Here is a 24291-nt window from a genome sequence, read left to right as displayed (position 1 = left end):
ATGCGGGTACTTCCGCCGTTGGCGCGCGCCTACGTCCTGTGCGCCGTCATCGCCGCCTGCGCGTGCGTCGCTCCCGCCGTCACCGGCGCCGCCACCCCGTGGCCCTGCGTCGGCCTGCTCTCCGTGCTCTACCTCGGCTGCGAACTCGTCAAGGTCTGCCCGCTCATGGGCCACCGGGTGCCCGAGGGCCTCGGCTCCTTCTTCCCGGTGGTGCTGGCCGCCGTGTTCCTCCTGCCGCCGGCCGCCGCCGCCCTCGTCGCACTGCCCGGCGGACTCGCCGGGACCGTGACGGCGCGGCCCGCCTGGGTGCGGCGCGTCTGGCACGGGGCGCAGCAGTCCATAGCCGCCTGGACCGCCGGGCAGCTCTACCGGCTGCTGGGCGGGCCCGGGGCACTGGGCGGCGGCTCCTTCGGCGGGACCGGGCCATCGGGCCCGGACGGATCCGCCGGCCCGGCCGCCTGGGTCGCCGACTTCCCGTACGTGATGTTCCCCGCCGCCGCCGCGGCCGTCGCCTTCTGCCTGGTGCTGACCGCCCTGGACGGCGGCATCCTGGCCGCCGCCGAACGCCGCCCCGCAGCCACCGCCTGGCGGGGCCTCGCGACCCGGTCCCTCGCCCCGCACTGCGTGCACGGCCTCGCCGGACTGATGATGGCCGTCATGTGGCGCAGCCCGTACGGACTCCCGGCCGCGCTGCTCGTCATGCTGCCGATGTACATCTCCTGCTGGGTCTTCGCCCAGTACCACCGCGAGCGCGCCGCCCACCAGGCCACCATCCGGGCGCTGGTCCAGGCCGTCGACATCAAGGACCGCTACACCCGCGGCCACAGCGAGCGGGTCGGGCAGGCCTCGGCGATGATCGCCCGCGAGCTCGGCATGGGCGAGGAACGCCTCGAAGTCGTCCGCATCGCCGGGATCCTGCACGACGTGGGCAAGCTCGGCGTCCCGACCCGCCTGCTGCGCAAGGACGGACCGCTGACCCCCGAAGAGCGCAGGATCATCGAACTCCACCCCGAATACGGACACGAGATGGTGCGCGGCATCGGCTTCCTGGGAGAGGCCCGGGCGGCGATCCTGCACCACCACGAGCGGGTGGACGGCTCCGGCTACCCCTACGGGCTGACCGGGGAACAGATCCCGGTGCTGGCCCGGGTCGTGGCCGTCGCCGACGCCTTCGACGCGATGACCTCGACCCGGTCGTACAGCAGGGCCCGGCCGGTGCCGGTGGCCCTGGCCGAGCTGGAACGGTGCGCGGGGGCCCAGTTCGACCCGGAGATGGTGCAGGCGCTGGTCGACTCGATCGGCCGGCAGGGCTGGCATCCGAAGGTGACCTCGGACGACGACCTCCAGGTGATCGCGGCCGGCGGCGCCGAGGCTCCCGCGGCCGGAGCCGGGATCCCCGCCGCCGACGCCGAGGGGGCCGTACGGGATGCCGTGCCCGCCGGAGCGGCGCTGACCGGACTGCCCGCCCAGGCCGCCCCGGCCGGAGCCGCGTCGCAGGCCCGCGCGGCCGGGAGCCCGCCGCAGGCCGCCGGGGCCGGGGACCACTGCCACTGCATGCCGGGGCCCGCCCCCGAGCCCGGAGCGGCCGTCGAGGAGGCGCCGGGAGCCCCCGGCTCCCCGTCCGCCCCCGCGGCGGGAGCCAAGGCGTGAGGGGCTGGGCCGTCGCCGTCGTGCGCGGGGCCGCCGCGGTGCTGACCGCGGCCGCGGTCGGGCACACCGTGTGGAACGGCCTGACCGAGCCGGGCATCGCCCTCGCCTTCGGCGCCCTGATCACCATCGGCGAGCTCGCCCGCCGGGACATCGGCGACGCCGCCCGCCAGCAGCCCGCGCCGCTCGGCTCCGCGGGGGCGCTCGCGTACGCCCTGCTCGGGCAGAACGCCGGAACCTCCACCCACCACGGGGTCCTGCAGATCGTCGCCGTGGTCGTCACGGCCGCGCTCCTCGGGATCGTCCCGCACATCGCCCGGGGCCGCGGACCCGCCCTGGACCACCTGGCCCGCCGCGTCCTCACCGTCACCTTCGCCGCCGTCTGCTTCCAGCCGCTCTACAACTCCGGTCGACTGGAGCAATGGGTCGGCCAGGGCCCGTACCTCGTGCTCTTCCTGGTCCTCGTCCTCGGGCTCACGGCCCTGTGCGACGCCGTCCTCGGCGCCGCCCTCTCCGGGGCCCGCACCGGCTGGCCCTTCGCCCCGCTGCTGCGCGACGAGCTCCGCGCCCAGCTGGGCATCGGCTCCGCGATCTGCGCCACGGGCGTGGTCATGGCCCTCGGCGTCGCCGTCGCCGGCCTGTGGGCGGTGCCCGCCTTCAGCGTGCCGCTGCTCCTGACCCAGATGTCCTTCCACCGGATCACCGCCATCCGCACCACCTACCGCCAGACCATCACCTCCCTCGCCCGCGCCACCGAGATCGCCGGCTACACCCGGCCCGGCCACTCCCGCCGGGTCGCCGCCCTCAGCTGCGCCGTGGGGCGGGAGCTGGGCCTCTCGGAGCGGGAGCTCAGGGTGCTGGAGTACGCCGCCCTCATGCACGACATCGGACAGCTCTCCCTCGTCGACCCGGTCCCGGCCGGGGCCACCGCCGAGCTGCCCGAGGCCGAGGCCCGCCGGATCGCCGGACTCGGCGGGGAGGTGGCCCGCCAGACCGGGGTCCCCGCCGAGGTCGCGGTGGTGGTGGAGCTGCAGGCGGACCCGTACCGCGACCAGCCGATCGCCGCCCGGATCGTGCGCGCGGTCAACGCGTACGACGACCTCGCCGGAGGCGCCCGTCACCCGGGCGGCTCATTGGAGGCCCTGGAGCGGCTGCGCCTGGGGACCGGGCACGACTATCAGCCGGAAGTCGTCGAATGTCTCGCCAGGGTGCTCGCCCGGGGCGGACGTGCCAGAGTCGGACCCGTCCCACCTGGGTAACCCATGGGTAATGAGCGGCCGTCCGAGTGGGCATGGTTGGATGCCAGTGAGAGTGTTTCCAGCAGGAGCGTTCGCAGCAGGAGTGTCCCGAGCAAGAGTGTCCGGCAGGCGGGAATCGTGAGGATCTTCGGGAAGGTACGGCATCGGCCCTCCGCTTCGTGGCGGCAGGCCACCGACCGCGCGTTCACCCTGATCGGCGACGGTCGGTACGAGGACGCGGGCGCGCTGCTGACCAGAGCGGCGGACCTGGAACCCTGGCTGTCCGAGTCCTGGTTCAACCTGGCGCTGCTCCACAAGTTCCGCCACGACTGGGAGCAGGCGCGGGCCGCCGGGCTGCGTGCCGTGGCCCTGCTCGACCGGGAGACCGGCGCCCCGGACTGGTGGAACGTGGGCATCGCCGCGACGGCGCTGCAGGACTGGCCGCTGGCCCGCCGCGCGTGGCAGGCGTACGGGCTGAAGGTGCCCGGAGACCCCCACGGCGCGGGCGGCGGCCCGCACGCCAACGGCGAACCGGTCGGCATGGAGCTCGGCAGCGCGGCCGTACGGCTGTCGCCCGAGGGCGAGGCCGAGGTGGTCTGGGGCCGCCGGCTGGACCCGGCCCGCATGGAGGTCCTGTCGATCCCGCTGCCCTCCTCGGGGCGCCGCTGGGGCGAGGTGGTCCTGCACGACGGGGTCCCGCACGGCGAGCGCGTCACCGCGGCCGGGCCCTCGTACCCGGTGTTCGACGAGATCGAGCTGTGGGCGCCCTCCCCGGTGCCGACCTGGGTGGTGCTCCTGGAAGCGGCCACCGAGGCCGACCGCAACGCCCTGGAGCAGCTGGCCTCCGACGCCGGCTTCGCCGCCGAGGACTGGTCCTCTTCGGTGCGGCTGCTGTGCCGGACCTGCTCGGAGAGCGCGATGCCGAGCGGCGAGGGGGACGGCGACCAGCTGGACCCGCACGACCACAGCGAACCGGGCCACCCCGGCCCGCTGGGGCACCGTACGACCGGGTCCGGATCCCTGTGGGTGCCCGAGCGGGAGTGCGGGATCGCGGCGCCGGCCGGCCTGGTGCGCGGGCTGCTCGACGGCTGGGTCGCGGACAGTCCGGACACCCGGGAGTGGCGGGATCTCGAAGAGGTCTGCTGAGCCGGGGCCGTAGTCTGTACCGGCACATCGGTGACTGGTGGACTTACGGAAGGCGTACGGCGGACATGGCGCAGCAGGAGAACGACGTTGTCGAGGTCGGTGTGGCCGGCGAGGTGAACGACGGGTACGTCGTGGACACCGAGGACTGTGAGGCGCGCGAGCTCGCCCACCGCGAGCGCGGCACGGCCCGCCCCATCACGGTGGTCGGCAACCCGGTCCTGCACCGGGAGTGCAAGGACGTCACCGAGTTCGGCGACGAGCTGGCGCAGCTGATCGACGACATGTTCGCCAGCCAGAAGGCCGCCGAGGGCGTGGGCCTCGCCGCGAACCAGATCGGCGTCGACGCCAAGGTCTTCGTCTACGACTGCCCGGACGACGACGGCAACCGTCACACGGGCGTGGTGATCAACCCGAAGCTCGTCGAGCTGCCGGCCGGCGCCCGGATCCTGGACGACTCGAACGAGGGCTGCCTGTCGGTCCCGACCGCCTACGCCTCGCTGGCCCGCCCGGACTACGCCGAGGTGACCGGCCAGGACGCGCAGGGCAACCCGATCAAGGTGCGGGGCACCGGCTACTTCGCGCGCTGCCTGCAGCACGAGACCGACCACCTGTACGGCTACCTGTACATCGACCGGCTCTCGAAGCGGGACCGCAAGGACGCGCTGCGCCAGATGGAAGAGGGCACCGCCCGGTACGAGACCGTTCCGAACGCGTAGCCCCCGCTCGCGCAGGCGAAAGGCGCCCCGCTCCGGTCAGGAGCGGGGCGCCTTTCGTGTGAGTGGCGGGCAAGGTCCGAAGGAGACGGCCTAGTCCCAGCCGATGTCGCCGCGGCGCGTCATGAGAGCCCCCTGTGTAGTCAGAACCTCCAGACCTTATCGAGAATGATCAAGGTCGGGGAGTTCTCCACCGGGTGGGCGGCCGGTAGCCCGTCAGGCCGCCGCTGCCGGGCCCCGGAAGGTGCGCCGGAAGGCGTTCGGGGTGGTGTTCAGCGTCCGCAGGAAGTGGTGGCGCAGGGCCGCGGCGGTGCCGAAGCCGCAGCGGCCCGCGATGGCGTCCACCGTCTCGTCGGTGGACTCCAGCAGCTCCTGCGCCAGCAGGACCCGCTGGCGCAGTACCCACTGGTACGGGGTGGTGCCGGTCTCCTGCAGGAAGCGGCGGGCGAAGGTCCGCGCGGACATGTGGGCCCGCTCCGCCAGCTGCTCGACCGTGATCTCCTCCTCCAGGTGGCGGCCCATCCAGCCGATCACCTCGCCCACCGTGTCGCAGGAGGTGCGCGGCAGCGGGCGCTGGATGTACTGGGCCTGCCCGCCGTCCCGGTGCGGCGGTACGACCATCCGCCGGGCGATGGTGTTGGCCACCTCGGCGCCCTGCTCCTGCCGCACGAGGTGCAGGCAGGCGTCGATCCCGGAGGCGGTGCCGGCCGAGGTGATCACCGGGCCCTCGTCCACGTAGAGCACGTCCGGGTCGACCCTGGCCCGCGGGAAGCGGCGCGCCAGGGCCGGGGCGTGCATCCAGTGCGTGGTGCAGCGCCGGTCGTCCAGCAGCCCGGCCGCGCCTAGCATGAAGGCCCCGCTGCACACGCTCAGTACGCGCGCCCCGCGGTCCACGGCCCGCCGCAGGGACTCCAGCAGCGGCTCCGGGTACGCGCGGGTGGGGGCCTGGCGGTCGGCGGGGAGGCAGATCAGGTCCGCCTCCTCCAGCCGGTCGGGTCCGTACGGGAGGGTGAGGCTGTAGTGGCCGTCGCCCACGGTGACGGGATTGCCCTCCATCGCGCAGACGGCGAAATCGTAGGTCGGCAGGCCCATGGCGCTGCGGTCGATCCCGAAGACCTCGCAGAAGATGCCCATCTCGAAGGGGGTGACCCCGTTCACCACGGCCACGGCCACGTTGTTGAGGGAGGAAGGCTTCAGCATGCGTCCAGTGTGCCAGCAAGTGTGGCAGTAATTCGCTCTTCCATGACAGTCCTGCCACTGTCGGGTTTCGGCCGTCCTGGCGAGAGTGGAGTCATGAACACATTCCTCGACTACCTCGCCGTCCTCGCCCTCGCCGCCCTCCTCCTGGCCCCGGCCCTCTACGGAGCCCTGCGCGAGCGCCGCATCGACCGCCAGATCCGAGCGGCCGCCGGGCGCAGGGCCGGCCGGGCTGCGGTCAGCCGAGTTCCGGATCCCGTGTCGCCGTCACGCTCCAGCCGGGGTGCTGATGGGCCCGGTCCTCCTTCCGGCGGATCAGCAGCCGTACGGACGCGGCCAGTACGGCTGCCGCGAGCAGGCACAGGACCCAGGACAGCAGCGCGGAGGTGACGGCCAGTGTCACCGGCACGAGCAGCGCGTAGGCGAGGAACGGACCGCCGCCGCGAACAGCAGAGCGCCCCCGCCCGAATCCTGGTCACCCAGGTTGATCTCCCCATGGGCGGGGACGCTGGCAAGGCAGTACGAAGCCCTAGAAGTCCTCGTCCAGGTCGACCGTGCCCTCGACCGCGACCTGGTAGGCCGACGGGCGGCGCTCGAAGAAGTTCGTCAGCTCCTGGACGCCCTGGAGCTCCATGAAGGAGAACGGGTTCTGCGAGCCGTAGATGGGCGGGAAGCCCAGGCGCACCAGGCGCTGGTCCGCGACGCACTCCAGGTACTCGCGCATCGACTCGGTGTTCATGCCCGGCAGGCCGTCGCCGCACAGGTCGCGGCCGAACTGCAGCTCCGCCTCCACGGCCTCCTTCAGCATGTCGACGACCTGCTGCTGGAGAGCGTCGTCGAAGAGCTCCGGCTCCTCCTTGCGGACGGTGTCCACGACCTCGAACGCGAAGTTCATGTGCATGGTTTCGTCCCGGAAGACCCAGTTCGTCCCTGTCGCCAGGCCGTGCAGCAGGCCGCGCGAGCGGAACCAGTACACGTACGCGAAGGCGCCGTAGAAGAACAGGCCCTCGATGCACGCGGCGAAGCAGATCAGGTTCAGCAGGAAGCGGCGGCGGTCGGCGGCCGTCTCCAGGCGGTCGATCTTCTCGACCGAGTCCATCCAGCGGAAGCAGAACTGCGCCTTCTCGCGGATCGAGGGGATCTCCTCGACCGCGTCGAAGGCGGCCGCGCGGTCGTCCGGGTCGGGCAGGTAGGTGTCGAGCAGCGTCAGATAGAACTGGACGTGCACGGCCTCCTCGAAGAGCTGGCGCGACAGGTACAGGCGCGCCTCCGGGGAGTTGATGTGCTTGTAGAGGGTGAGGACCAGGTTGTTCGAGACGATCGAGTCGCCCGTCGCGAAGAACGCGACCAGCCGGCCGATCATGTGCTGCTCGGACGGGGTCAGCTTCGCGAGGTCCGCGACGTCCGAGTGGAGGTCGACCTCCTCGACGGTCCAGGTGTTCTTGATCGCGTCCCGGTAGCGCTCGTAGAAGTCCGGGTAGCGCATGGGGCGGAGGGTCAGTTCGAAGCCCGGGTCGAGCAGGTTCTTGTTGGTGGAGCTCATTACTGGCAGGCCTCGCAGGACTCGGGGTTTTCAAGGGAGCAGGCCAGCGCGTCGGCGTCGACGGCCTGCGGGAGCGGGGTGGCGGCCGCCGGGACCGTGCTGCCGGAGGCGGCGCGGGCGATCTTCGTCGCGGGGCGGGAGCGCAGGTAGTACGTGGTCTTCAGGCCCTGCTTCCAGGCGTACGCGTACATCGAGCTGAGCTTGCCGATGGTGGGCGTCTCCAGGAACAGGTTCAGCGACTGCGACTGGTCGAGGAAGGGCGTACGGGCCGCCGCCATGTCGATCAGTGCGCGCTGCGGGATCTCCCACGCCGTGCGGTACAGGTCGCGCACCTCCGCCGGGATCCAGCCGAAGCCCTGGACCGAGCCGGAGGACTCGCGCAGCGCCTCGCGGGTCTGGGCGTCCCAGACGCCGAGCCGCTTGAGCTCCTGCACCAGGTAGCCGTTGACCTGGAGGAACTCCCCGCTCAGGGTCTCGCGCTTGAAGAGGTTGGAGACCTGCGGCTCGATGCACTCGTAGACGCCCGCGATGGAGGCGATGGTCGCCGTCGGGGCGATCGCGAGGAGCAGCGAGTTGCGCATGCCGGTCTTCGCGACCCGGGCGCGCAGCGCGTCCCAGCGCTCCGGCCAGTTCAGCTCGACCGCGTAGTGGTCGGGGTGCAGGACGCCGCGGGCGGTGCGGGTCTGCTCCCAGGCGGGGAGCGGGCCGCTGCGCTCGGCCAGGTCGCACGAGGCCTCGTACGCCGCGAGCATGATGCGCTCGGAGAGCTTGGTGGACAGGGCCTTCGCCTCGGGGGAGTCGAAGGGCAGCTTCAGCTGGAAGAAGACGTCCTGGAGGCCCATCGCGCCCAGGCCCACCGGACGCCAGCGGGCGTTGGAGCGGCCCGCCTGCTCGGTCGGGTAGAAGTTGATGTCCACGACGCGGTCGAGGAAGGTGACCGCGGTGCGGACGGTCTCGTCCAGGCGCTCCCAGTCGATCTCCCCGTCCACGACGAAGGCGCCCAGGTTGACCGAGCCGAGGTTGCAGACGGCCGTCTCGCCGTCGTTGGTGACCTCGATGATCTCGGTGCAGAGGTTCGAGGAGTGGACGACGGTGCCCGGCTCGGCGGTCTGGTTCGCCGTGCGGTTGGAGGCGTCCTTGAAGGTCATCCAGCCCTGGCCGGTCTGCGCGAGGGTGCGCATCATCCGGCCGTACAGGTCGCGGGCGGGCATGGTCTTGCGGGCCAGGCCCGAGGCCTCGGCCTTGCGGTAGGCGGCGTCGAACTCGTCGCCCCACAGGTCGACCAGCTCGGGGACGTCGGCCGGGGAGAACAGCGACCAGTCGGCGTCGGCGTTCACGCGGCGCATGAACTCGTCCGGCACCCAGTGGGCCAGGTTCAGGTTGTGCGTACGGCGCTGGTCCTCGCCGGTGTTGTCGCGGAGCTCCAGGAACTCCTCGATGTCCGCGTGCCAGGTCTCCAGGTAGACGGCGGCGGCGCCCTTGCGGCGGCCGCCCTGGTTCACGGCGGCGACGGAGGCGTCGAGGGTCTTCAGGAACGGCACGATGCCGTTGGAGTGGCCGTTGGTACCGCGGATCAGCGAACCGCGGGCGCGGATGCGGGAGTACGAGAGGCCGATGCCGCCGGCGTGCTTGGACAGGCGCGCGACCTGGTGGTAGCGGTCGTAGATCGAGTCGAGCTCGTCCAGCGGGGAGTCCAGCAGGTAGCAGGAGGACATCTGCGGGTGCCGGGTGCCGGAGTTGAAGAGGGTGGGGGAGGAGGGCAGGTAGTCGAGGCGGCTCATCAGCCGGTAGAGCGAGGCCACTTCCTCGACGGCCTGGACCGACTCGTCCTCCGCGAGGCCGCAGGCCACGCGCAGCATGAAGTACTGCGGGGTCTCGATGACCTGGCGGGTGATCGGGTGGCGCAGCAGGTAGCGGCTGTGCAGGGTGCGCAGGCCGAAGAAGCCGAAGCGGTCGTCGGCGCCCTCGGCGAGCGCGTGCCCGACCAGGGCGTCGAGCCGCTTCGCGTGCAGGCGTACGAAGTCCGCGGTGCGGTCGGCGATCAGCCCCTCGCGGTGGCCGACCTCGACGGAGCCGGAGAAGGAGGTGGAGCCCTGGCCGGCGGCCTCGTCGCGCACGGCCAGCGTCAACAGGCGGGCGGCGAGGCGGGAGTAGGCCGGGTCCTCGGAGATCAGCCCGGCGGCGGCCTCGGTGGCGAGCGTACGCAGCTCCGCCTCGTCGGCGGCGGCGCTGCGGCCGCGCAGCGCGGTGGCGGCGACCCGGCCGGGGTCGGTGTCGGGCAGGTCTGCGGTCAGCTCGGTGAGCGTGCGCAGGAGCGCGGCCCCCGGACCCTCATAGGCGGACGGGTCGGACTCGGCGCGCGGTGCGGAAGGCGCGATGGTCACGGGGGGAGCTCTCCCTCGCTCGGCTCCGGGAACACCGTTGGTGCGGGGCGCGAGGGGGCGCACGTGGGGGAGCGCGTGCCTGGCAGGGCCGTGCGCGTGTGCCACGTGGCGTCCACCGGCCCAACCGCGAGGCCCGGACGTGTCTGCACCCGGTTCGGTCGAGCCGGGCGCACTGTCGACAGGTCCTCGGACTTGCGGATGCGCCGAGCGGATCGGTGCATTTCATACCGTTGCGGGACAGTTCCGGATTCTCACCGGATTCCCCTGCGACGACAGCGAGCATGAGCATACATGTGGGGGCCGGTGCTTGCGGTAGCCCCCACATGTTGTGTCGCTCCCTCGTCGGGGGTAGGCCCTAGAGCTCCAGTCGGTAGGTGAGCAGGGGGAGGCCCGGAACCGGGTACCAGTCCCGCTCCGGCGTCCGTACGAAGCCCAGCCGGTCGTAGATCCGGTGCGCCCCGAGCATCTTCTCCGTGGTCGACAGCACCAGGTGGCCCACGCCCTCCAGCTCCCGGGCGCGGCTCACGCAGGCCCGTACGAGGGCCTCGCCCGCGCCGCGTCCGCGCGCCGCCGGGGAGACGGCCAGCATCCGGAACTCCGCCTCGCCGGGGCCGGCGATATCGCACAGCGGGCTGCCGGGAGGGGCGAAGGTCACACCGCCGAGCAGCGTGCCCTCGTACTCCGCGACGAGCACCTCGCCGTCGGGGGCCCGGCCGGCGACATCGCGCAGCCGGCTCAGGTAGGGGTCGTCCTCGGAGAAGTGCAGCAGTCCGTCGTCGAGGTAGGCCCGGGCGGTGATCTCGCCGAGCTCTTCGTATTCGGCGGGCGCCGCCGTCCTGATGATGATGTCCATGGCTCCGAGTGTGCGCCAGGGCAAGACGAGGGGCCGCCGCGTTCCGTCGGGTGGACGGAAAGCGGCGGCCCTCGGAGCCGACCGGTTCAGCAGCAGCGGAACCCTTCGCGCGGATCGCCCTCGCGGGCGTCCGTACGGGCCCGCTCGAAGTCCCGGCGCGACTGGACCTCGGCGTCGGGGTCGTGCGTACGGGCATGGGCGACGTAGCGGTCGTAGGCCGCCTCGCCCGAGAACTCCCGTACGAAGTACCGGGCCCGGCCCAGCACGTGGCGCAGGCGCGTCACGCGGGTTCCCGCACGGACTCCTCCACCCGGCCGCCGCCCGAGTCGAGGCCGGCAGCGGCGAGCTCCGCGCGCTCCTCGGCGGTCGGGATGAGCCCGGCCGGGGCGACGAGCTTGGACTCGGTCCACGGGACCTCGACCAGGGTGACGGACTCGGGCTTGCGGATGGCCTTGAAGCAGGTCCGGGCCGCGTCCACGAGCACGATGATGATCAGCAGGGCGAAGAACACCGACAGGACGCCGTCCACCGTGGCGTTGGTGACCACGGTGTGCATCTCGTCCATGTTCTTGGCGGGCTTGAGGACCTTGCCCGCGTCGATGCCGTCCTGGTAGACGTCCCGCTGCGCGAAGAAGCCGATCTTCGGGTTGTCGGAGAAGATCTTCTGGTAGCTGGCGGTGAGCGTGACGGCCAGGTCCCAGGCCAGCGGAACGCCCGTCACCCAGGCCCACTTGAGCCGGCCCGACTTGATCAGCAGGGTGGTGCAGACGGCCAGGGCGACCGCCGCGAGGAGCTGGTTCGCGATGCCGAACAGCGGGAAGAGCTGGTTGATGCCGCCCAGCGGGTCCTTGACGCCGACCCACAGGAAGTAGCCCCAGCCGCCGACGACGATCGCGCTGGCGAACCAGACGCCCGGCTTCCAGCTGACGTCCTTGAAGGACTTGTGCACGTTGCCGAGGGTGTCCTGGAGCATGAACCGGCCCACGCGGGTGCCCGCGTCGACCGTGGTCAGGATGAACAGGGCCTCGAACATGATCGCGAAGTGGTACCAGAAGGCCTTCATCGCGGTGCCGCCGATCACGGCGGAGAAGATCTCCGACATGCCGAGGGCGAAGGTCGGCGCGCCGCCCGTACGGGACAGCAGGCTGGTTTCCTCCACGTCCTTCGCGGCCTGGGTGAGGGCCTCGGGGGAGATGGCGAAGCCGAAGTTCGTCACGGCCTGCGAGGCCGTCTCGACGGTGGCGCCGACGACGCCGCCGGGGGAGTTGATGGCGAAGTACAGGCCCGGGTCGATGATGCAGGCCGCGATGATCGCCATGATGGCGACGAAGGACTCGGTCAGCATCGCGCCGTAGCCGATGACCCTGACCTGGGTCTCCTTCTGGATCATCTTCGGGGTGGTGCCCGAGGAGACCAGGGAGTGGAAGCCGGACAGGGCTCCGCAGGCGATGGTGATGAAGACGAACGGGAACATCGACCCGGCGAAGACGGGGCCGTCGCCGCGCGAGGCGAAGTCGGTGACCGCGGGCATCTTCAGCGTCGGCATGGCGATGACCACGCCCACGGCGAGCAGCCCGATGGTGCCCACCTTCATGAAGGTGGAGAGGTAGTCGCGCGGGGCGAGCAGCATCCACACCGGCAGGACGGACGCCACGAAGCCGTAGGCGACCATCCAGATGACCAGCGTCTCCTTCTCCAGGGTGAAGGTGTCCGCCAGCGAGGACTCGGCGACCCAGCCGCCCGCGACGATGGCGAGCAGCAGCAGCGCGACACCGACGACGGAGACCTCGGTGACCTTGCCCGGGCGCAGGACGCGCAGGTAGAAGCCCATGAAGAGGGCGATCGGGATGGTCATGCCGATGGAGAAGACGCCCCACGGGGAGTGCGCCAGCGCGTTGACGATGACCAGGGCCAGTACGGCCAGCAGGATGATCATGATGGCGAAGACGCCGACCAGCGCGGCGGCGCCGCCGACCGGGCCGATCTCGTCCCGGGCCATCTGGCCGAGCGAACGGCCGTTGCGCCGGGTGGAGAAGAAGAGCGTGACCATGTCCTGGACGGCGCCCGCGAAGATCACGCCGACGACGATCCAGATGGTGCCGGGCAGGTAGCCCATCTGCGAGGCGAGTACGGGACCCACGAGCGGTCCGGCGCCGGCGATGGCGGCGAAGTGATGGCCGAAAAGCACGCGTCGGTCGGTCGGGTGGAAGTCGACACCGTTGTCAAGGCGTTCGGCCGGGGTGGCGCGGGTCTTGTCCACCTTCAGGACGCGGTTCGCGATGAAGCGCGCGTAGAAGCGGTAGCCGATCGCGTACGAACCCAGTGCGGCGGCGAGCAGCCAGGCGGCCGAGATCTCCTCGCCGCGCGAGAGCGCCAGCACGCCCCAGCCGATGGCCCCCACGAGGCCGACGAGCACCCACGCGGCCACGGCTTTGGGGGACATGCCCCCTGATGGAGAAGGCGAGCCCGGCGTGATGCCCGGACTCGCCGCGTCCCGTACGGCCCGTGTTGCTTCGGCCGGTGTTGCTTCCGGTCCTGGTTCCGTCATGATCCGTCGTCCCCTCGTTGATCATCTGCGTAATGGCGCAGGGAATCTACGGGGGACCGCCCGCTGGACGTAACCCCCCGTCCGTATAGCGGAACGAGAGTCAACTACAAGATTCAGACGGCGGGGCGCTGGAGTCGGGCGACGAACTTGTAACGATCGCCGCGGTATACGGAACGCACCCACTCGACGGGCTCCCCGTCGGTGTCCAGCGAATGGCGGGAAAGCAGCAGCATCGGCAGTCCGACGTCGGTGCCGAGCAGTCCGGCCTCGCGCGGGGTGGCCAGCGAGGTCTCGATGGTCTCCTCCGCTTCGGCGAGGCGCACGTCGTACACCTCGGCGAGGGCGGTGTAGAGGGAGGTGTACTTGACCAGCGAACGGCGCAGCGCGGGGAAGCGCTTGGCGGACAGGTGCGTGGTCTCGATGGCCATCGGCTCTCCGCTGGCCAGGCGGAGGCGTTCGATGCGCAGGACCCGGCCGCCGGTGGCGATCTTGAGGAGGCCGGCGAGGGTGTCGTCGGCCGTCACGTAGCCGATGTCCAGGAGCTGGGAGGTGGGTTCCAGGCCCTGGGCCCTCATGTCCTCGGTGTACGAGGAGAGTTGGAGCGGCTGGGAGACCTTCGGCTTGGCGACGAAGGTGCCCTTGCCCTGGATCCGCTCCAGCCGTCCCTCGACGACGAGCTCCTGGAGAGCCTGTCGCACCGTGGTGCGGGAGGTGTCGAACTCGGCCGCCAGCGTGCGCTCGGGCGGCACCGGTGTGCCCGGTGGAAGGGTTTCGGTCATATCGAGCAAGTGGCGCTTGAGCCGGTAGTACTTGGGCACGCGTGCCGTGCGGGTGGCCGCCCCGCTGTCCGGCTCCGTGATCGCCCCTTCGGTGGCCATCGCCGCCCGCCTTCCCGACTCCAGTTTCGTTGCCGTCACCGGCTCCTCCGATATGTGCGGTCACATCGTGACACGGGAGGGAGGGCAGGCCTCCTCCCTCCCCCAGGTGTCGGTCCGATAACGGACCGAGCACCCGCTCATTAGACCCTTGACACCCCTAAAGGTCTAGGCCAAGCTCCAGCTACTGGTCTACACCAATATGGATCAGATCCCGGCCCCACGGGCAGTACTTGGTGCTTTTTGAGTCACCGCGGCGGGCAAGGGAAGTTGCAGGCAGCATCCCTGAGGAGGGTGGCGTGAAGCGCAAGCTCATCGTGGCGGTCAGTGTCGTTGGCATGATGGCCGGAGTCGCGGCGTGCGGCAACGGCGGCGACGGTAAGGCCAAGGCCGACGGCCCCAAGGAGATCACCGTCTGGGTGATGGACGGCTCCGCGCCGAAGGCCTGGATCGATGCGGTCAACGCCGAGTTCTCGGCCAAGCACCCCGGTGTCACGGTCAAGGTCGAGACGCAGCAGTGGAAGGGCATCCAGGAGAAGGTCACGACGGCCCTCTCCGAGGACACCCCGCCGGACGTCCTGGAGCTCGGCAACACCCAGACCGCCGGTTACGCGGTCACGGGCGGCCTCGCCGAGCTGACCAAGGACAAGGCGAAGCTCGGAGCGGACGCCTGGGCGAAGGGCATGCTGGCCTCGGCCGAGATCGACGGCAAGCTCTACTCGGCTCCGTGGTACGCGGCCAACCGCGTCGTCATCTACGACAAGAAGGCCTACGCGAAGGCCGGCGTCACCCCGCCGACCACCCGCGACGAGTGGGTCGCCGGTCTGGAGAAGCTGAAGGCGGCCGACCCGAAGTCGCAGCCGATCTACCTGCCCGGCCAGAGCTGGTACGTCCTCGCGGGCTTCGTCTGGGACGAGGGCGGCGACCTCGCCACCAAGGACGGCGCCAAGTGGAAGGGTGGCCTCGCCACCCCCCAGGCCGCTTCCGCGATGGACTTCTACAAGAAGCTCCAGTCCTTCTCCACCGCCCCGAAGGACAAGGACGAGGCGACCCCGCAGCAGTCCGTCGACATCGTTCCCAAGGGCGGCGTCTCGTCCTGGATCGGTCTCGGCTGGGAGGCCGGCGGCGCGGAGAAGGCGCTGAAGGACGCGGGCAAGGAAGCCGACTTCGGTTACTTCCCGATCCCGGGCAAGACCGCCGACAAGCCGGGCACCGTCTTCCTCGGTGGCTCGAACCTGGCGATCGCCGAGCGCTCCAAGAACAAGGACCTCGCCAAGGAGTGGCTGGCCCTCGCCGCAGGCAAGGACCAGATGACCAAGTACGCCGCCGAGACCAAGGGCGCGCTGCTCCCGAACCAGGTGGGCGCGAACTTCGCCCCGCCGGCGGGCTCCTTCGCCGAGGCCATGGCCAAGGCCGGCGCCAACGGCAAGATCACCCCGGTGACCGCGGGCTGGGCGAACGTCGAGACCGAGCCGAACCCGATCAAGGACTTCATGACCAAGGTCCTGAACGGCACCGACCCGGCGAAGGCCGGCGCGGACGCGGACGCCGAGATCGCGAACCGCATCAACAAGTAACACCCGGCACCACTTGCGGTACCGCGGTACCGCAGTACCAGTAGTGATCGCACCGGGGGGTGCGGCGGGCGCCCTGAGCGCCCGCCGCGCCCCCGGTCGCGCATTGACAGAAGTAAGCGCCGCCTGCTCCGAGCGGGGAAGCGGGTGCGGGTCGCCACAGTCAACCGCGAGGAAGCCAGACATGACCGTGCACTCCCAGGGAGCGGCGACCTCCGCTCCACAGGACGCACCACAGAAGTCCGTCGGGGTGGCCAAGACGCCGCCGCCCGCCGGAGCCGGGGCAGCGTCCACGTCTCCTCGCGGGGGCAGAAAGTCGCTCCCGGCAGGGTGGTGGCCCTACCTCCTCGTCGGGCCGGCCGTGCTCAGCATGGCGGGCCTGCTGCTGTATCCGCTGATCAAGAACATCATCCTGTCGTTCCAGAAGGTCGACAAGATCGAGTTCATCCAGCGGAAGTCGCCGTTCACCGGTCTGGACAACTACACCCAGCTGCTGGGCGACTCGCAGTTCTGGACCGTCGTCGCCCGAAGCTTCGCCTTCACCGCGGCCAACGTCGCGCTGATCATGATCCTCGGCAGCCTCATCGGCATCCTGCTGAACAAGCTCGGCAAGTGGATGCGCCTGGTCCTGTCGATGGCGCTGGTGATGGCCTGGGCCATGCCGATCGTCGCCTCCGTGACCGTCTTCCAGTGGCTGTTCGACGAGCAGTTCGGCGTCATGAACTGGCTGATGCGCACGCTCGGCTTCTCCGGCTACGACCAGCACAACTGGTTCGAGACCGGCTTCGCCACCCTCGTGATCGTGACGGTCCTGGTGGTCTGGGGCTCGATCCCCTTCGTCGCCCTCAACATGTACGCCGGACTGACCACCGTCAGCGGCGAGCTGTACGAGGCGGCCCGGATGGACGGCGCCAACGGCTGGCAGACCTTCTGGAAGGTCGTCTTCCCGAACCTCAAGTCGTTCTTCCTCGTCACCACGTTCCTCGAGGTGATCTGGGTCTTCAAGGCCTTCACCCAGGTGTACGCGATGAAGGCCGGCGGTCCCGACCGGGGCTCCGAGATCCTGCCCGTCTTCGCCTACGTCGAGGGCCAGAGCCAGTTCCACTACGGTCTGGCCGCGGCGATCTCCGTCCTGACGATCCTGATGCTCGTGATCGTCATGTCCTTCTACTTCCGTCTGATCCTGAAGCAGGAGGAGGAGCAGTGACCACCACCACCGCCCCGAAGCCCGCGCCGTCCGCGAACCCCGCGCCGTCCGTGAAGCCCGCACAGGTGCGCAACCGCCGGCCGATCCGCCCCGGTGCCGTCGCCAAGAACATCGGCGCCCTGCTCCTGGCCCTCCTCTTCATCTTCCCCGTCTACTGGATGTTCTCCTCGGCGCTCAAGCCGTCCAGCGAGATCCTCTCCAAGGACCCCGTCTTCGTCTTCACCCCGACGCTGGACAACTTCACCAAGGCCACCGGCGTCGACCTGTTCTGGACCTACGTCACGAACAGCCTGATCGTCACCGTCGGAGCCGTCGCGCTGGCCCTGCTCGTCGCCCTCGCCGCGAGCTTCGCCATCGCCCGGATGAAGTTCAAGGGCCGCAAGGGCCTCGTACTCGCCGTGATGCTGGCTCAGATGGCGCCCTGGGAGGTCATGGTCATCGCGATGTACATGATCGTCCGCGACGCCGAGATGCTGAACAACCTCGGCGTGCTGACCGCGATCTACTTCGTGATGGTCCTGCCCTTCACCATCTGGACCCTGCGCGGCTTCATCGCCGCGGTCCCGGTGACCCTGGAGGAAGCCGCCCAGATCGACGGCTGCACCCGCGGCCAGGCCTTCCGCAAGGTGATCTTCCCGCTGCTGGCCCCCGGCCTGATGTCCACCTCGCTCTTCGGCTTCATCACGGCCTGGAACGAGTTCGCGATGGTCCTGATCCTGCACAAGGAGAAGACCGCGCAGACCCTGCCGCTGTGGCTGACCCAGTTCCAGACGGCCTTCGGCAACGACTGGGGCGCCACCATGGCCGCTTCCTCGCTCTTCGCGGTCCCGGTGCTGCTCATCTTCGTCTTCCTCCAGCGCAAGGCCGTCGGCGGCATGACCGCCGGCGCCGTGAAGGGATAACGGCCCATGACTGTCCTTGCGCACCGCACAGACACCCTGACCCGGGACGCCCTGGCGGTCCTCCAGCCCGGCTTCGAGGGCACCACCGCCCCCGCCTGGCTGCTCCGCCAGGTCGCCGAAGGCCTCACCGCCGTCGGCCTCTTCGGCCGCAACATCACCTCGCCCGAGCAGCTCGCCGCGCTGACCGCGCAGCTGCGCAGGGAGCGCGACGACGTGCTCGTCGCCATCGACGAGGAGGGCGGCGACGTCACCCGTCTGGAGGTCCGGGGCGGCTCCTCCTTCCCCGGCAACCTGGCCCTCGGCGCCGTGGACGACGTGGACCTGACCCGCGACGTGGCCCGCGAGCTGGGCCGCCGGCTCGCCGAGTGCGGGGTCAACCTCAACTGGGCCCCGTCCGCGGACGTGAACTCCAACCCGGACAACCCGGTCATCGGCGTACGGTCCTTCGGCGCCGACACCCACCTCGCCGCCCGGCACACCGCCGCGTACGTCGAGGGCCTCCAGGCCGCCGGCGTCGCCGCCTGCACCAAGCACTTCCCGGGCCACGGCGACACCAACGTCGACTCGCACCACGCGCTGCCGCGCATCGACGTGGACCTCGAAACCCTGGCCGCGCGGGAACTCGTACCGTTCCGGGCCGCCATCGAGGCCGGCACCAAGGCCGTCATGAGCGCCCACATCCTGGTGCCCGCCCTGGACCCGACCCGCCCGGCCACCCTCAGCCCGCAGATCCTGACCGGTCTGCTGCGCAAGGAGCTCGGCTACGAGGGCCTGATCGTCACCGACGGCATGGAGATGAACGCCATCGCCGGGACGTACGGCATCGAGCGCGGCTCGGTGCTGGCCATCGCGGCCGGCGCCGACGCCATCTGCGTCGGCGGCGGGCTCGCCGACGAGGGCACCGTGCTGAGGCTGCGCGACGCGCTGGTCGCGGCCGTCCGCGAGGGTGCGCTCCCCGAGGAGCGGCTCGCCGAGGCCGCCGCCCGCGTCCGTTCGCTGGCCGAGTGGACCCGTCAGGTCCGTCAGGGCGCGCGGCCGGAGGGGAGCAGCGCGCCCGGCATCGGACTGGCGGCGGCCCGCCGCGCGGTGGTCGTGACGGGCTCGCCCAAGGCGGCCGCCCCGGTGAACGCCCCGTACATCGCCACGCTCACCCCCGTCGCGAACATCGCGGTCGGCGACGAGACCCCGTGGGGGGTGGCCGGGGAAGTGTCCGCGCTGATCCCGGGCACCGAGTCGGGCGTGTTCCCGCAGGGTTCGACCGCCGCCGACGTCCTGGCCGCCGCGGGGAACCGCACCGTCGTCGCGGTGGTCCGCGACGCGCACCGGCACCCCTGGATGACCGAGGCGCTGGACGCGCTCGTCGCGGCGCGGCCGAAGACGATCGTGGTCGAGATGGGCCTGCCGCGGGCCGAGCCGCGGGGTGCGCTGCACATCGCGACGCACGGGGCCGCCCGGGTGTGCGGAAGGGCTGCCGCCGAGATCATCGCGGGGGTCTAGCGCGAGAGGCGACCGCCGGCCGCACGGACCGGAGCCGGGCACCCGTCACGGGGGTGCCCGGCTCCGCCGCTTCCGGCGGGCGAAACGGCGACACGGCCATACGGCGAAGGCCGGGCCTCCCAGAGGAGGCCCGGCCTTCGCCGTATCACCGCTCTACGTGTCTACAGACCCTGCCAGGCCGGCTTGTTGGCGTAGGTGTGGCGGAAGTAGTCCGCCAGCTTCAGCTTCGACGCGGCGGCCTCGTCCACGATCACCGTGGCGTGGCGGTGCAGCTGGAGCGCGGAGGCCGGTACGAGGGCGGACAGCGGGCCCTCGACGGTCTGCGCGACGGCCTCGGCCTTGCCCTCGCCGGTGGCCAGCAGGACCAGGTGGCGGGCATCGAGGATGGTGCCGATGCCCTGGGTGATGACGTGGTGGGGCACCTGCTCGATGTCGTTGTCGAAGAAGCGCGCGTTGTCCACGCGGGTCTGCTCCGTCAGCGTCTTGATGCGGGTGCGGGAGGCGAGGGAGGAGCAGGGCTCGTTGAAGCCGATGTGCCCGTCCGTGCCGATGCCCAGGAGCTGGAGGTCCACGCCGCCGGCCGCGGCGAGGGCGCGGTCGTAGGCGTCGCAGGCGCCGACGATGTCCTCGGCCGAGCCGTCGGGGCCCATGAAGGAGGCCTCGGACAGGCCCAGCGGCTCCACGACCTCGCGCAGGACGACCGCGCGGTAGGACTCCGGGTGCCCGGCCGGCAGGCCGACGTACTCGTCGAGCTGGCAGACCCGGGCCTTGGAGGCGTCGACCTGTCCGGCCTTGACCTTGGCGGCGAGCGCCTCGTAGATGGGCAGCGGGGTAGAGCCGGTCGCCACGCCGAGCAGGGCGTCGGGCTTGCGGCGGACCAGGGCGGCCATGGCCTCCGCGATGAGCTCGCCGCCTGCCTTGGCGTCCGGGACGATGACAACTTCCACGCGGGGCCTGCCGATCTGGAGTGTGACGATGTGGTATAGACCAATCTAGCAGAGGCGGGGCCCCGTTGCCGGGGTCTTCGCACACTCCATGGTGGTCCGGATCCGCCGCTCCGGCCTCCCGTGAAGGCGGCCCCGCCCGCGTGCTCCGGTACGCCGATCCCCCCGGTGTCCGGTGGGTGGCCCGCGTACGCCGCCCAGAGGGCCCCCTGTGCCCCCTTGATGCCGAGGCCCACCCCCTTTCGCGGGATGCGGACGCGTGGGGCGGTACGGGCGCGCGTGGGCGCCGGAGCGGGGCTGCGGGGGGACGTCCCGGCGGGCGCGCGACGGCGCGGGGCGGGGGAGGAACTGGAAGCGGTGGCGGAGCCGGCGACGGGGGCCTGGCCGCAGTGGGGCCGCCCTCCGAGGGCGCACGGCCCGCTGGATGCGCACGTTCCTCTGGGCCACGGTGCCGAACGGGACCCTCAGCCCGCCCGGCACCGTAGCCCGGAGTACTTACGGTCGACGGGTGTGCGGTGCCCGACGGCCGGTGGGAGGTGACGCGCGGTCAGGGCAGAGCGCGCGGCTTACCTCGATCCGTCCTCCTGTGCGGGGAGGGCGGAAGCTTTGATGCAATTGTGGACTAGACCAATCTGTTCTGTCCATCCAATGACGAGACCCGTGTTCCCGTCACTTCCTCCAAGCCTACGCGGAAGGGGGGTCTCCTGGATACTCCGAAGGATTGCGCTGAGGAAAGTCATGGCCCGTACCCGGGGTACGCTCGCCACGTGCCCTCCATGAACGACCTCGTACGCCAGCACACCGCTCTCAGTGAAACCGACCTGGAGTGGCTCCACCTGCTGGTCTCGGAGTGGCAGCTGCTCTCCGACCTCTCCTTCGCCGACCTCGTGCTGTGGGTTCCCACCCTCGACGGCAGCCGGTACGTCTCGGTCGCGCAGATGCGCCCGAACACCGGCCCCACCTCGTACCAGGACGACATGGTCGGCCATCTGGTCCCGCGCGGCCGCCGCCCGCTGCTCGACGCCGCGCTCGACGAGGGCCGCATCGTGCGCGAGGGAGACCCGGAGTGGCGCGAGGAGGTGCCGGTCCGCGTCGAGTCGATCCCCGTGCGCCGCGAGGGCAGGGTCCTCGGAGTGATCGCGCGCAATACCAACCTGCTCACTGTGCGTACACCCAGCCGGCTGGAGCTCACCTACCTCCAGTCCGCCTCCGACCTGGCCCAGATGATCGCGGCGGGCTCCTTCCCGTTCCCCGGGCAGCAGGTCGACATGGACGCCTCCCCGCGCGTGGGCGACGGCCTGATCAGGCTCGACGCCGAGGGCGTGGTGACGTACGCGTCCCCGAACGCGCTCTCCGCCTACCACCGGCTCGGCCTCGCCTCCGACCTGGTCGGCCAGCACCTGGGCACCATCACCTCCGAACTCGCGCCCTCCCGCGGCCCGGTGGACGAGGCCCTGGTCAAACTCGCCAGCGGCTGGGCCCCGCGCGAGACCGAGGCCGAGGGCAGCGGCGGGGTCATCCAGCTGCGGGCCATCCCGCTCAAGCCCAAGGGCACCCGGATCGGCTCGCTCGTCCTGTGCCGCGACGTCACGGAACTGCGCCGTCGCGAACGTGAATTGATCACCAAGGACGCGACCATCCGGGAGATCCACCACCGGGTCAAGAACAACCTCCAGACCGTGGCCGCGCTCTTGCGCCTGCAGGCCCGCCGCATGGATTCGCCGCAGGGGCGCGAGGCGCTGAACGAAGCCGTCCGCCGCGTCGGTTCGATCGCGATCGTGCACGAGACGCTTTCTCAGAACCTGGACGAGCGGGTCGAGTTCGACGAGATCGCCGACCGCGTGATCGCGATGGTCTCCGAGATCTCCCCGGGCAAGGTCGACTGCCGCCGCACCGGCCGCTTCGGAATCCTGGACGCGGAGGTCGCCACCCCGCTGTCGATGGTGCTGACGGAGATCCTCCAGAACGCCCTGGAGCACGCCTTCACACAGGGCGAGGGCGGCACCGTGGAGGTGTCCGCGGCCCGCTCGGGCACCGGCCGCGACGACGCCCGGCTGCTGATCTCGGTGGTCGACGACGGCTGCGGTCTGCCCGAGGGGTTCGACCCGCAGCGGGCCGGCAACCTCGGGCTGCAGATCGTGCGGACCCTGGTCGAGGGCGAACTCGGAGGGACCTTCGACATGGTGGCGTCCGAGCCGCGCGGCACCAAGGTCGTCCTCGACATACCGGCCAGCCCGCAGAAGTAGCGCACCGTCCGGTCACTCAGGGTGACGCCCAGGGCTCCGGCCGGGGTCCGGACAGCACTGAACCCCGTACCGAATGGTTTTCGGTACGGGGTTCGAGAGCACGTTGCTGAGCGCTTATATGGGTACTACGCGCTGCGGCTCGAGGCTCGAAAGTCGATGTCAGGCGGTTGCGTTGCGCGCCCGATTGCGAGCGGCGCGGCGCTTCATTGCGCGGCGCTCGTCCTCGCTGAGACCGCCCCAGACACCGGAGTCCTGACCGGACTCGAGCGCCCACTGCAGGCACTGCTCCATGACGGGGCAACGGCGGCAGACGGCCTTGGCTTCCTCGATCTGCAGCAGCGCAGGACCGGTGTTGCCGATGGGGAAGAAGAGTTCCGGGTCTTCCTCGCGGCAAACGGCGTTGTGACGCCAGTCCATGGCTGCTCCATCTCCTTGTATTGCGGGCAGGTTGCTTGTGAATGTGAACGCTTTCACGAATCCCTTCGTGAGGGAAGGGAGACCACCCAGTTTGGTCAAAAAGTCGCCCTGGGAGGCCGGAGATTCGTGGAGGGGTTCTGGCGGTCTGTGTGGGTGCCGGGTTCTGCGGGCTGTCCCGATCGCCATGTAGAGATTCGCAAACCTCGGACGGGGATACAACCCCTTCCGGAAAGTTTTTTTTGATTCGTCGGTGTCTACTAGGTCACAGCCCTACTTCCTAGGGGTGGACCGGCGTGTAAACGTTCGAGTGAAAGGCCTTTCGGCCCTTCCGCTCACACAATCACACGCAGTGCACGGCGTACGCCTGTGAACCGAACGCTGGTGCGCAGCCCGAGGTGGTCTCCGTCCATCTGGAACGGAAGCGGCACCTTGGAATGCAAGGTGAAGTCCGTCAGATCGTGCAGAGACACCGCATGCTTGCCGTGCGGACCACGCTCAGGAGTCGAGGTCAGGAGCTGTGTCGCGTAGCGAGCGACCGCCGGAGTTGACAAACGGTCCAGTGCCAATACGTCAAGCGCAGTATCGAACGACGCCTCCGGGGAGGCGTAAAGCGGCCGGTTGCCCAGGTATGTCCAGGGTGACGTGTTGCACACTATCGACAGCACCAGATCCGTCACCGGATCCGCGCCGGGCCGCTCCAGCGTCACCATGCCGTGCCGGCGGTTGGGCTCTTCCCAGAACTGGCGCATCAGCTGTCGCACGTACAGGGCATGGGTCGAACGCTTGCCCCGTTCCCGCTGCTGTTCGACGCGGCCCACCACGCCCGCGTCGAAGCCGAAGCCCGCGCAGAAGGTGAACCAGCGCGCCGGAACCGACTCGTCCTCCGTGCCCGGGGTGCCGGCCGCGAGTCCCAGGCCGACCGTCCGCTCGCGCCGCTCGCGCAGTGCGTCCAGCAGGGCGCCGGTCGCCTCGACCGCGTCGTTGGGCAGGCCGAGCGCGCGGGCGAAGACATTGGTGGAGCCGCCGGGGACCACCGCGAGCCCGGGCAGCCGGTCCGGATCGGGTCCCTCGTGCAGCAGTCCGTTGACCACTTCGTTGACGGTGCCGTCGCCGCCGAGGGCCACCACCAGGTCCATGCCGGTCTCGGCCGCCCTGCGGCCCAGGTCCCGGGCGTGGCCGCGGTATTCGGTGGTGACCGCTTCCAGCTTCATCTCGCTGGCGAGGGCGTGGGTCAGGACGTCGCGCGTGCGCGCACTGGTCGTCGTCGCTGCTGGGTTGGCCACGAGGAGTGCACGCATGGGCGTCAGCCTACCGACCCCTTCCGGCGCCGCCCATACTGGCCGTCCCCTCCGGGTGCGGG

20 protein-coding genes and 1 riboswitch are annotated in these 24291 nt (G+C 70.7%); of the genes, 9 read left to right on the top strand and 11 right to left on the bottom strand.

The genetic code is table 11. From position 1 onward, the window contains the following. The 4 genes from OG276_RS11815 (at position 1) to def (ending at position 4747) form a co-directional block, all read left to right on the top strand. Positions 1–1650: an HD-GYP domain-containing protein gene (locus tag OG276_RS11815; protein WP_266904670.1), complete on the top strand. Its 1650-nt coding sequence runs from the start codon at positions 1–3 to the stop codon at positions 1648–1650. Then, positions 1647–2906, top strand: a complete 1260-nt coding sequence (locus OG276_RS11810; protein WP_266904668.1) for an HD-GYP domain-containing protein — start codon at positions 1647–1649, stop codon at positions 2904–2906. The genes OG276_RS11815 and OG276_RS11810 overlap by 4 nt, the downstream gene beginning before the upstream one ends. 117 nt (positions 2907–3023) lie before the next feature. Further along, positions 3024–4031: a hypothetical protein gene (locus tag OG276_RS11805; protein WP_266904666.1), complete on the top strand. Its 1008-nt coding sequence runs from the start codon at positions 3024–3026 to the stop codon at positions 4029–4031. A gap of 65 nt (positions 4032–4096) precedes the next feature. Further along, on the top strand, positions 4097–4747 hold the full coding sequence (gene def / locus OG276_RS11800; RefSeq protein WP_266904664.1) for a peptide deformylase: 651 nt from the start codon (positions 4097–4099) through the stop codon (positions 4745–4747). A gap of 213 nt (positions 4748–4960) precedes the next feature. On the opposite strand, the gene OG276_RS11795 is transcribed toward def, so the two are convergent. The 8 genes from OG276_RS11795 to OG276_RS11760 form a co-directional block, all read right to left on the bottom strand. After that, a complete protein-coding gene (locus tag OG276_RS11795) occupies positions 4961–5944 on the bottom strand; it encodes a helix-turn-helix domain-containing protein (protein WP_266904661.1) in 984 nt (327 codons plus the stop codon). A 235-nt stretch (positions 5945–6179) separates the two neighbouring features. Continuing rightward, positions 6180–6350, bottom strand: a complete 171-nt coding sequence (locus OG276_RS11790; protein WP_266913446.1) for a hypothetical protein — start codon at positions 6348–6350, stop codon at positions 6180–6182. A 120-nt stretch (positions 6351–6470) separates the two neighbouring features. Beyond that, the gene (locus tag OG276_RS11785; RefSeq protein WP_266904659.1) at positions 6471–7484 is read right to left on the bottom strand and encodes a ribonucleotide-diphosphate reductase subunit beta; all 1014 of its coding nucleotides are present in this window, start codon (positions 7482–7484) and stop codon (positions 6471–6473) included. Beyond that, a complete protein-coding gene (locus OG276_RS11780; RefSeq protein WP_266904657.1) occupies positions 7484–9868 on the bottom strand; it encodes a ribonucleoside-diphosphate reductase subunit alpha in 2385 nt (794 codons plus the stop codon). Before OG276_RS11780 ends, OG276_RS11785 begins: the two co-directional genes overlap by 1 nt. A gap of 181 nt (positions 9869–10049) precedes the next feature. Then, positions 10050–10132: riboswitch (cobalamin riboswitch) on the bottom strand. A gap of 91 nt (positions 10133–10223) precedes the next feature. Further along, positions 10224–10721 (bottom strand): GNAT family N-acetyltransferase, encoded by a 498-nt coding sequence (locus tag OG276_RS11775; RefSeq protein ID WP_266904655.1) that lies wholly within the window; start codon positions 10719–10721, stop codon positions 10224–10226. Between the two features lie 86 nt (positions 10722–10807). Continuing rightward, positions 10808–11005 (bottom strand): YbdD/YjiX family protein, encoded by a 198-nt coding sequence (locus OG276_RS11770; RefSeq protein WP_266904653.1) that lies wholly within the window; start codon positions 11003–11005, stop codon positions 10808–10810. Continuing rightward, entirely contained in the window at positions 11002–13164 is a 2163-nt protein-coding gene (locus OG276_RS11765) for a carbon starvation CstA family protein (protein WP_266904651.1), read from the bottom strand. Before OG276_RS11765 ends, OG276_RS11770 begins: the two co-directional genes overlap by 4 nt. Positions 13165–13382: 218 nt before the next feature. Continuing rightward, the gene (locus OG276_RS11760; RefSeq protein ID WP_243336098.1) at positions 13383–14147 is read right to left on the bottom strand and encodes a GntR family transcriptional regulator; all 765 of its coding nucleotides are present in this window, start codon (positions 14145–14147) and stop codon (positions 13383–13385) included. A 296-nt stretch (positions 14148–14443) separates the two neighbouring features. On the opposite strand from OG276_RS11760, the gene OG276_RS11755 reads away from it, so the two are divergent. From OG276_RS11755 to OG276_RS11740, 4 genes are all read left to right on the top strand, one after another. Continuing rightward, positions 14444–15721, top strand: coding sequence for an extracellular solute-binding protein (locus tag OG276_RS11755; protein WP_266904649.1), 1278 nt, complete (start codon positions 14444–14446; stop codon positions 15719–15721). Between the two features lie 181 nt (positions 15722–15902). Continuing rightward, complete coding sequence (locus OG276_RS11750) at positions 15903–16925, top strand: carbohydrate ABC transporter permease (RefSeq protein WP_266904647.1); 1023 nt, start codon at positions 15903–15905, stop codon at positions 16923–16925. Between the two features lie 65 nt (positions 16926–16990). Then, positions 16991–17827, top strand: a complete 837-nt coding sequence (locus OG276_RS11745; RefSeq protein WP_266912720.1) for a carbohydrate ABC transporter permease — start codon at positions 16991–16993, stop codon at positions 17825–17827. 6 nt (positions 17828–17833) lie between these two features. Continuing rightward, positions 17834–19324, top strand: a complete 1491-nt coding sequence (locus tag OG276_RS11740; protein ID WP_266904645.1) for a glycoside hydrolase family 3 protein — start codon at positions 17834–17836, stop codon at positions 19322–19324. Positions 19325–19485: 161 nt separating this feature from the next. Here the strand turns inward: OG276_RS11740 and nagB are convergent, their stop codons facing one another. Next, on the bottom strand, positions 19486–20271 hold the full coding sequence (gene nagB, locus OG276_RS11735) for a glucosamine-6-phosphate deaminase (RefSeq protein ID WP_266904643.1): 786 nt from the start codon (positions 20269–20271) through the stop codon (positions 19486–19488). Positions 20272–21044: 773 nt separating this feature from the next. Between nagB and OG276_RS11730 the strand changes: the two genes are divergently transcribed. After that, positions 21045–22514 (top strand): sensor histidine kinase, encoded by a 1470-nt coding sequence (locus OG276_RS11730; RefSeq protein ID WP_266912719.1) that lies wholly within the window; start codon positions 21045–21047, stop codon positions 22512–22514. A 159-nt stretch (positions 22515–22673) separates the two neighbouring features. On the opposite strand, the gene OG276_RS11725 is transcribed toward OG276_RS11730, so the two are convergent. Next, positions 22674–22931 carry a WhiB family transcriptional regulator gene (locus tag OG276_RS11725; protein WP_004937597.1) on the bottom strand — a complete coding sequence of 86 codons (258 nt, stop codon included), beginning with the start codon at positions 22929–22931 and terminating at the stop codon, positions 22674–22676. 332 nt (positions 22932–23263) lie between these two features. Then, positions 23264–24229: a diacylglycerol kinase family protein gene (locus tag OG276_RS11720; protein WP_266904641.1), complete on the bottom strand. Its 966-nt coding sequence runs from the start codon at positions 24227–24229 to the stop codon at positions 23264–23266. Positions 24230–24291 lie beyond the last annotated feature (62 nt).

It is taken from the genome of Streptomyces sp. NBC_00086 (assembly GCF_026343255.1).
Taxonomy (GTDB): domain Bacteria; phylum Actinomycetota; class Actinomycetes; order Streptomycetales; family Streptomycetaceae; genus Streptomyces.
The sequence above is the reverse complement of the archived record's forward strand: the minus strand, read 5'-3'. Positions and strand labels throughout refer to the sequence as shown.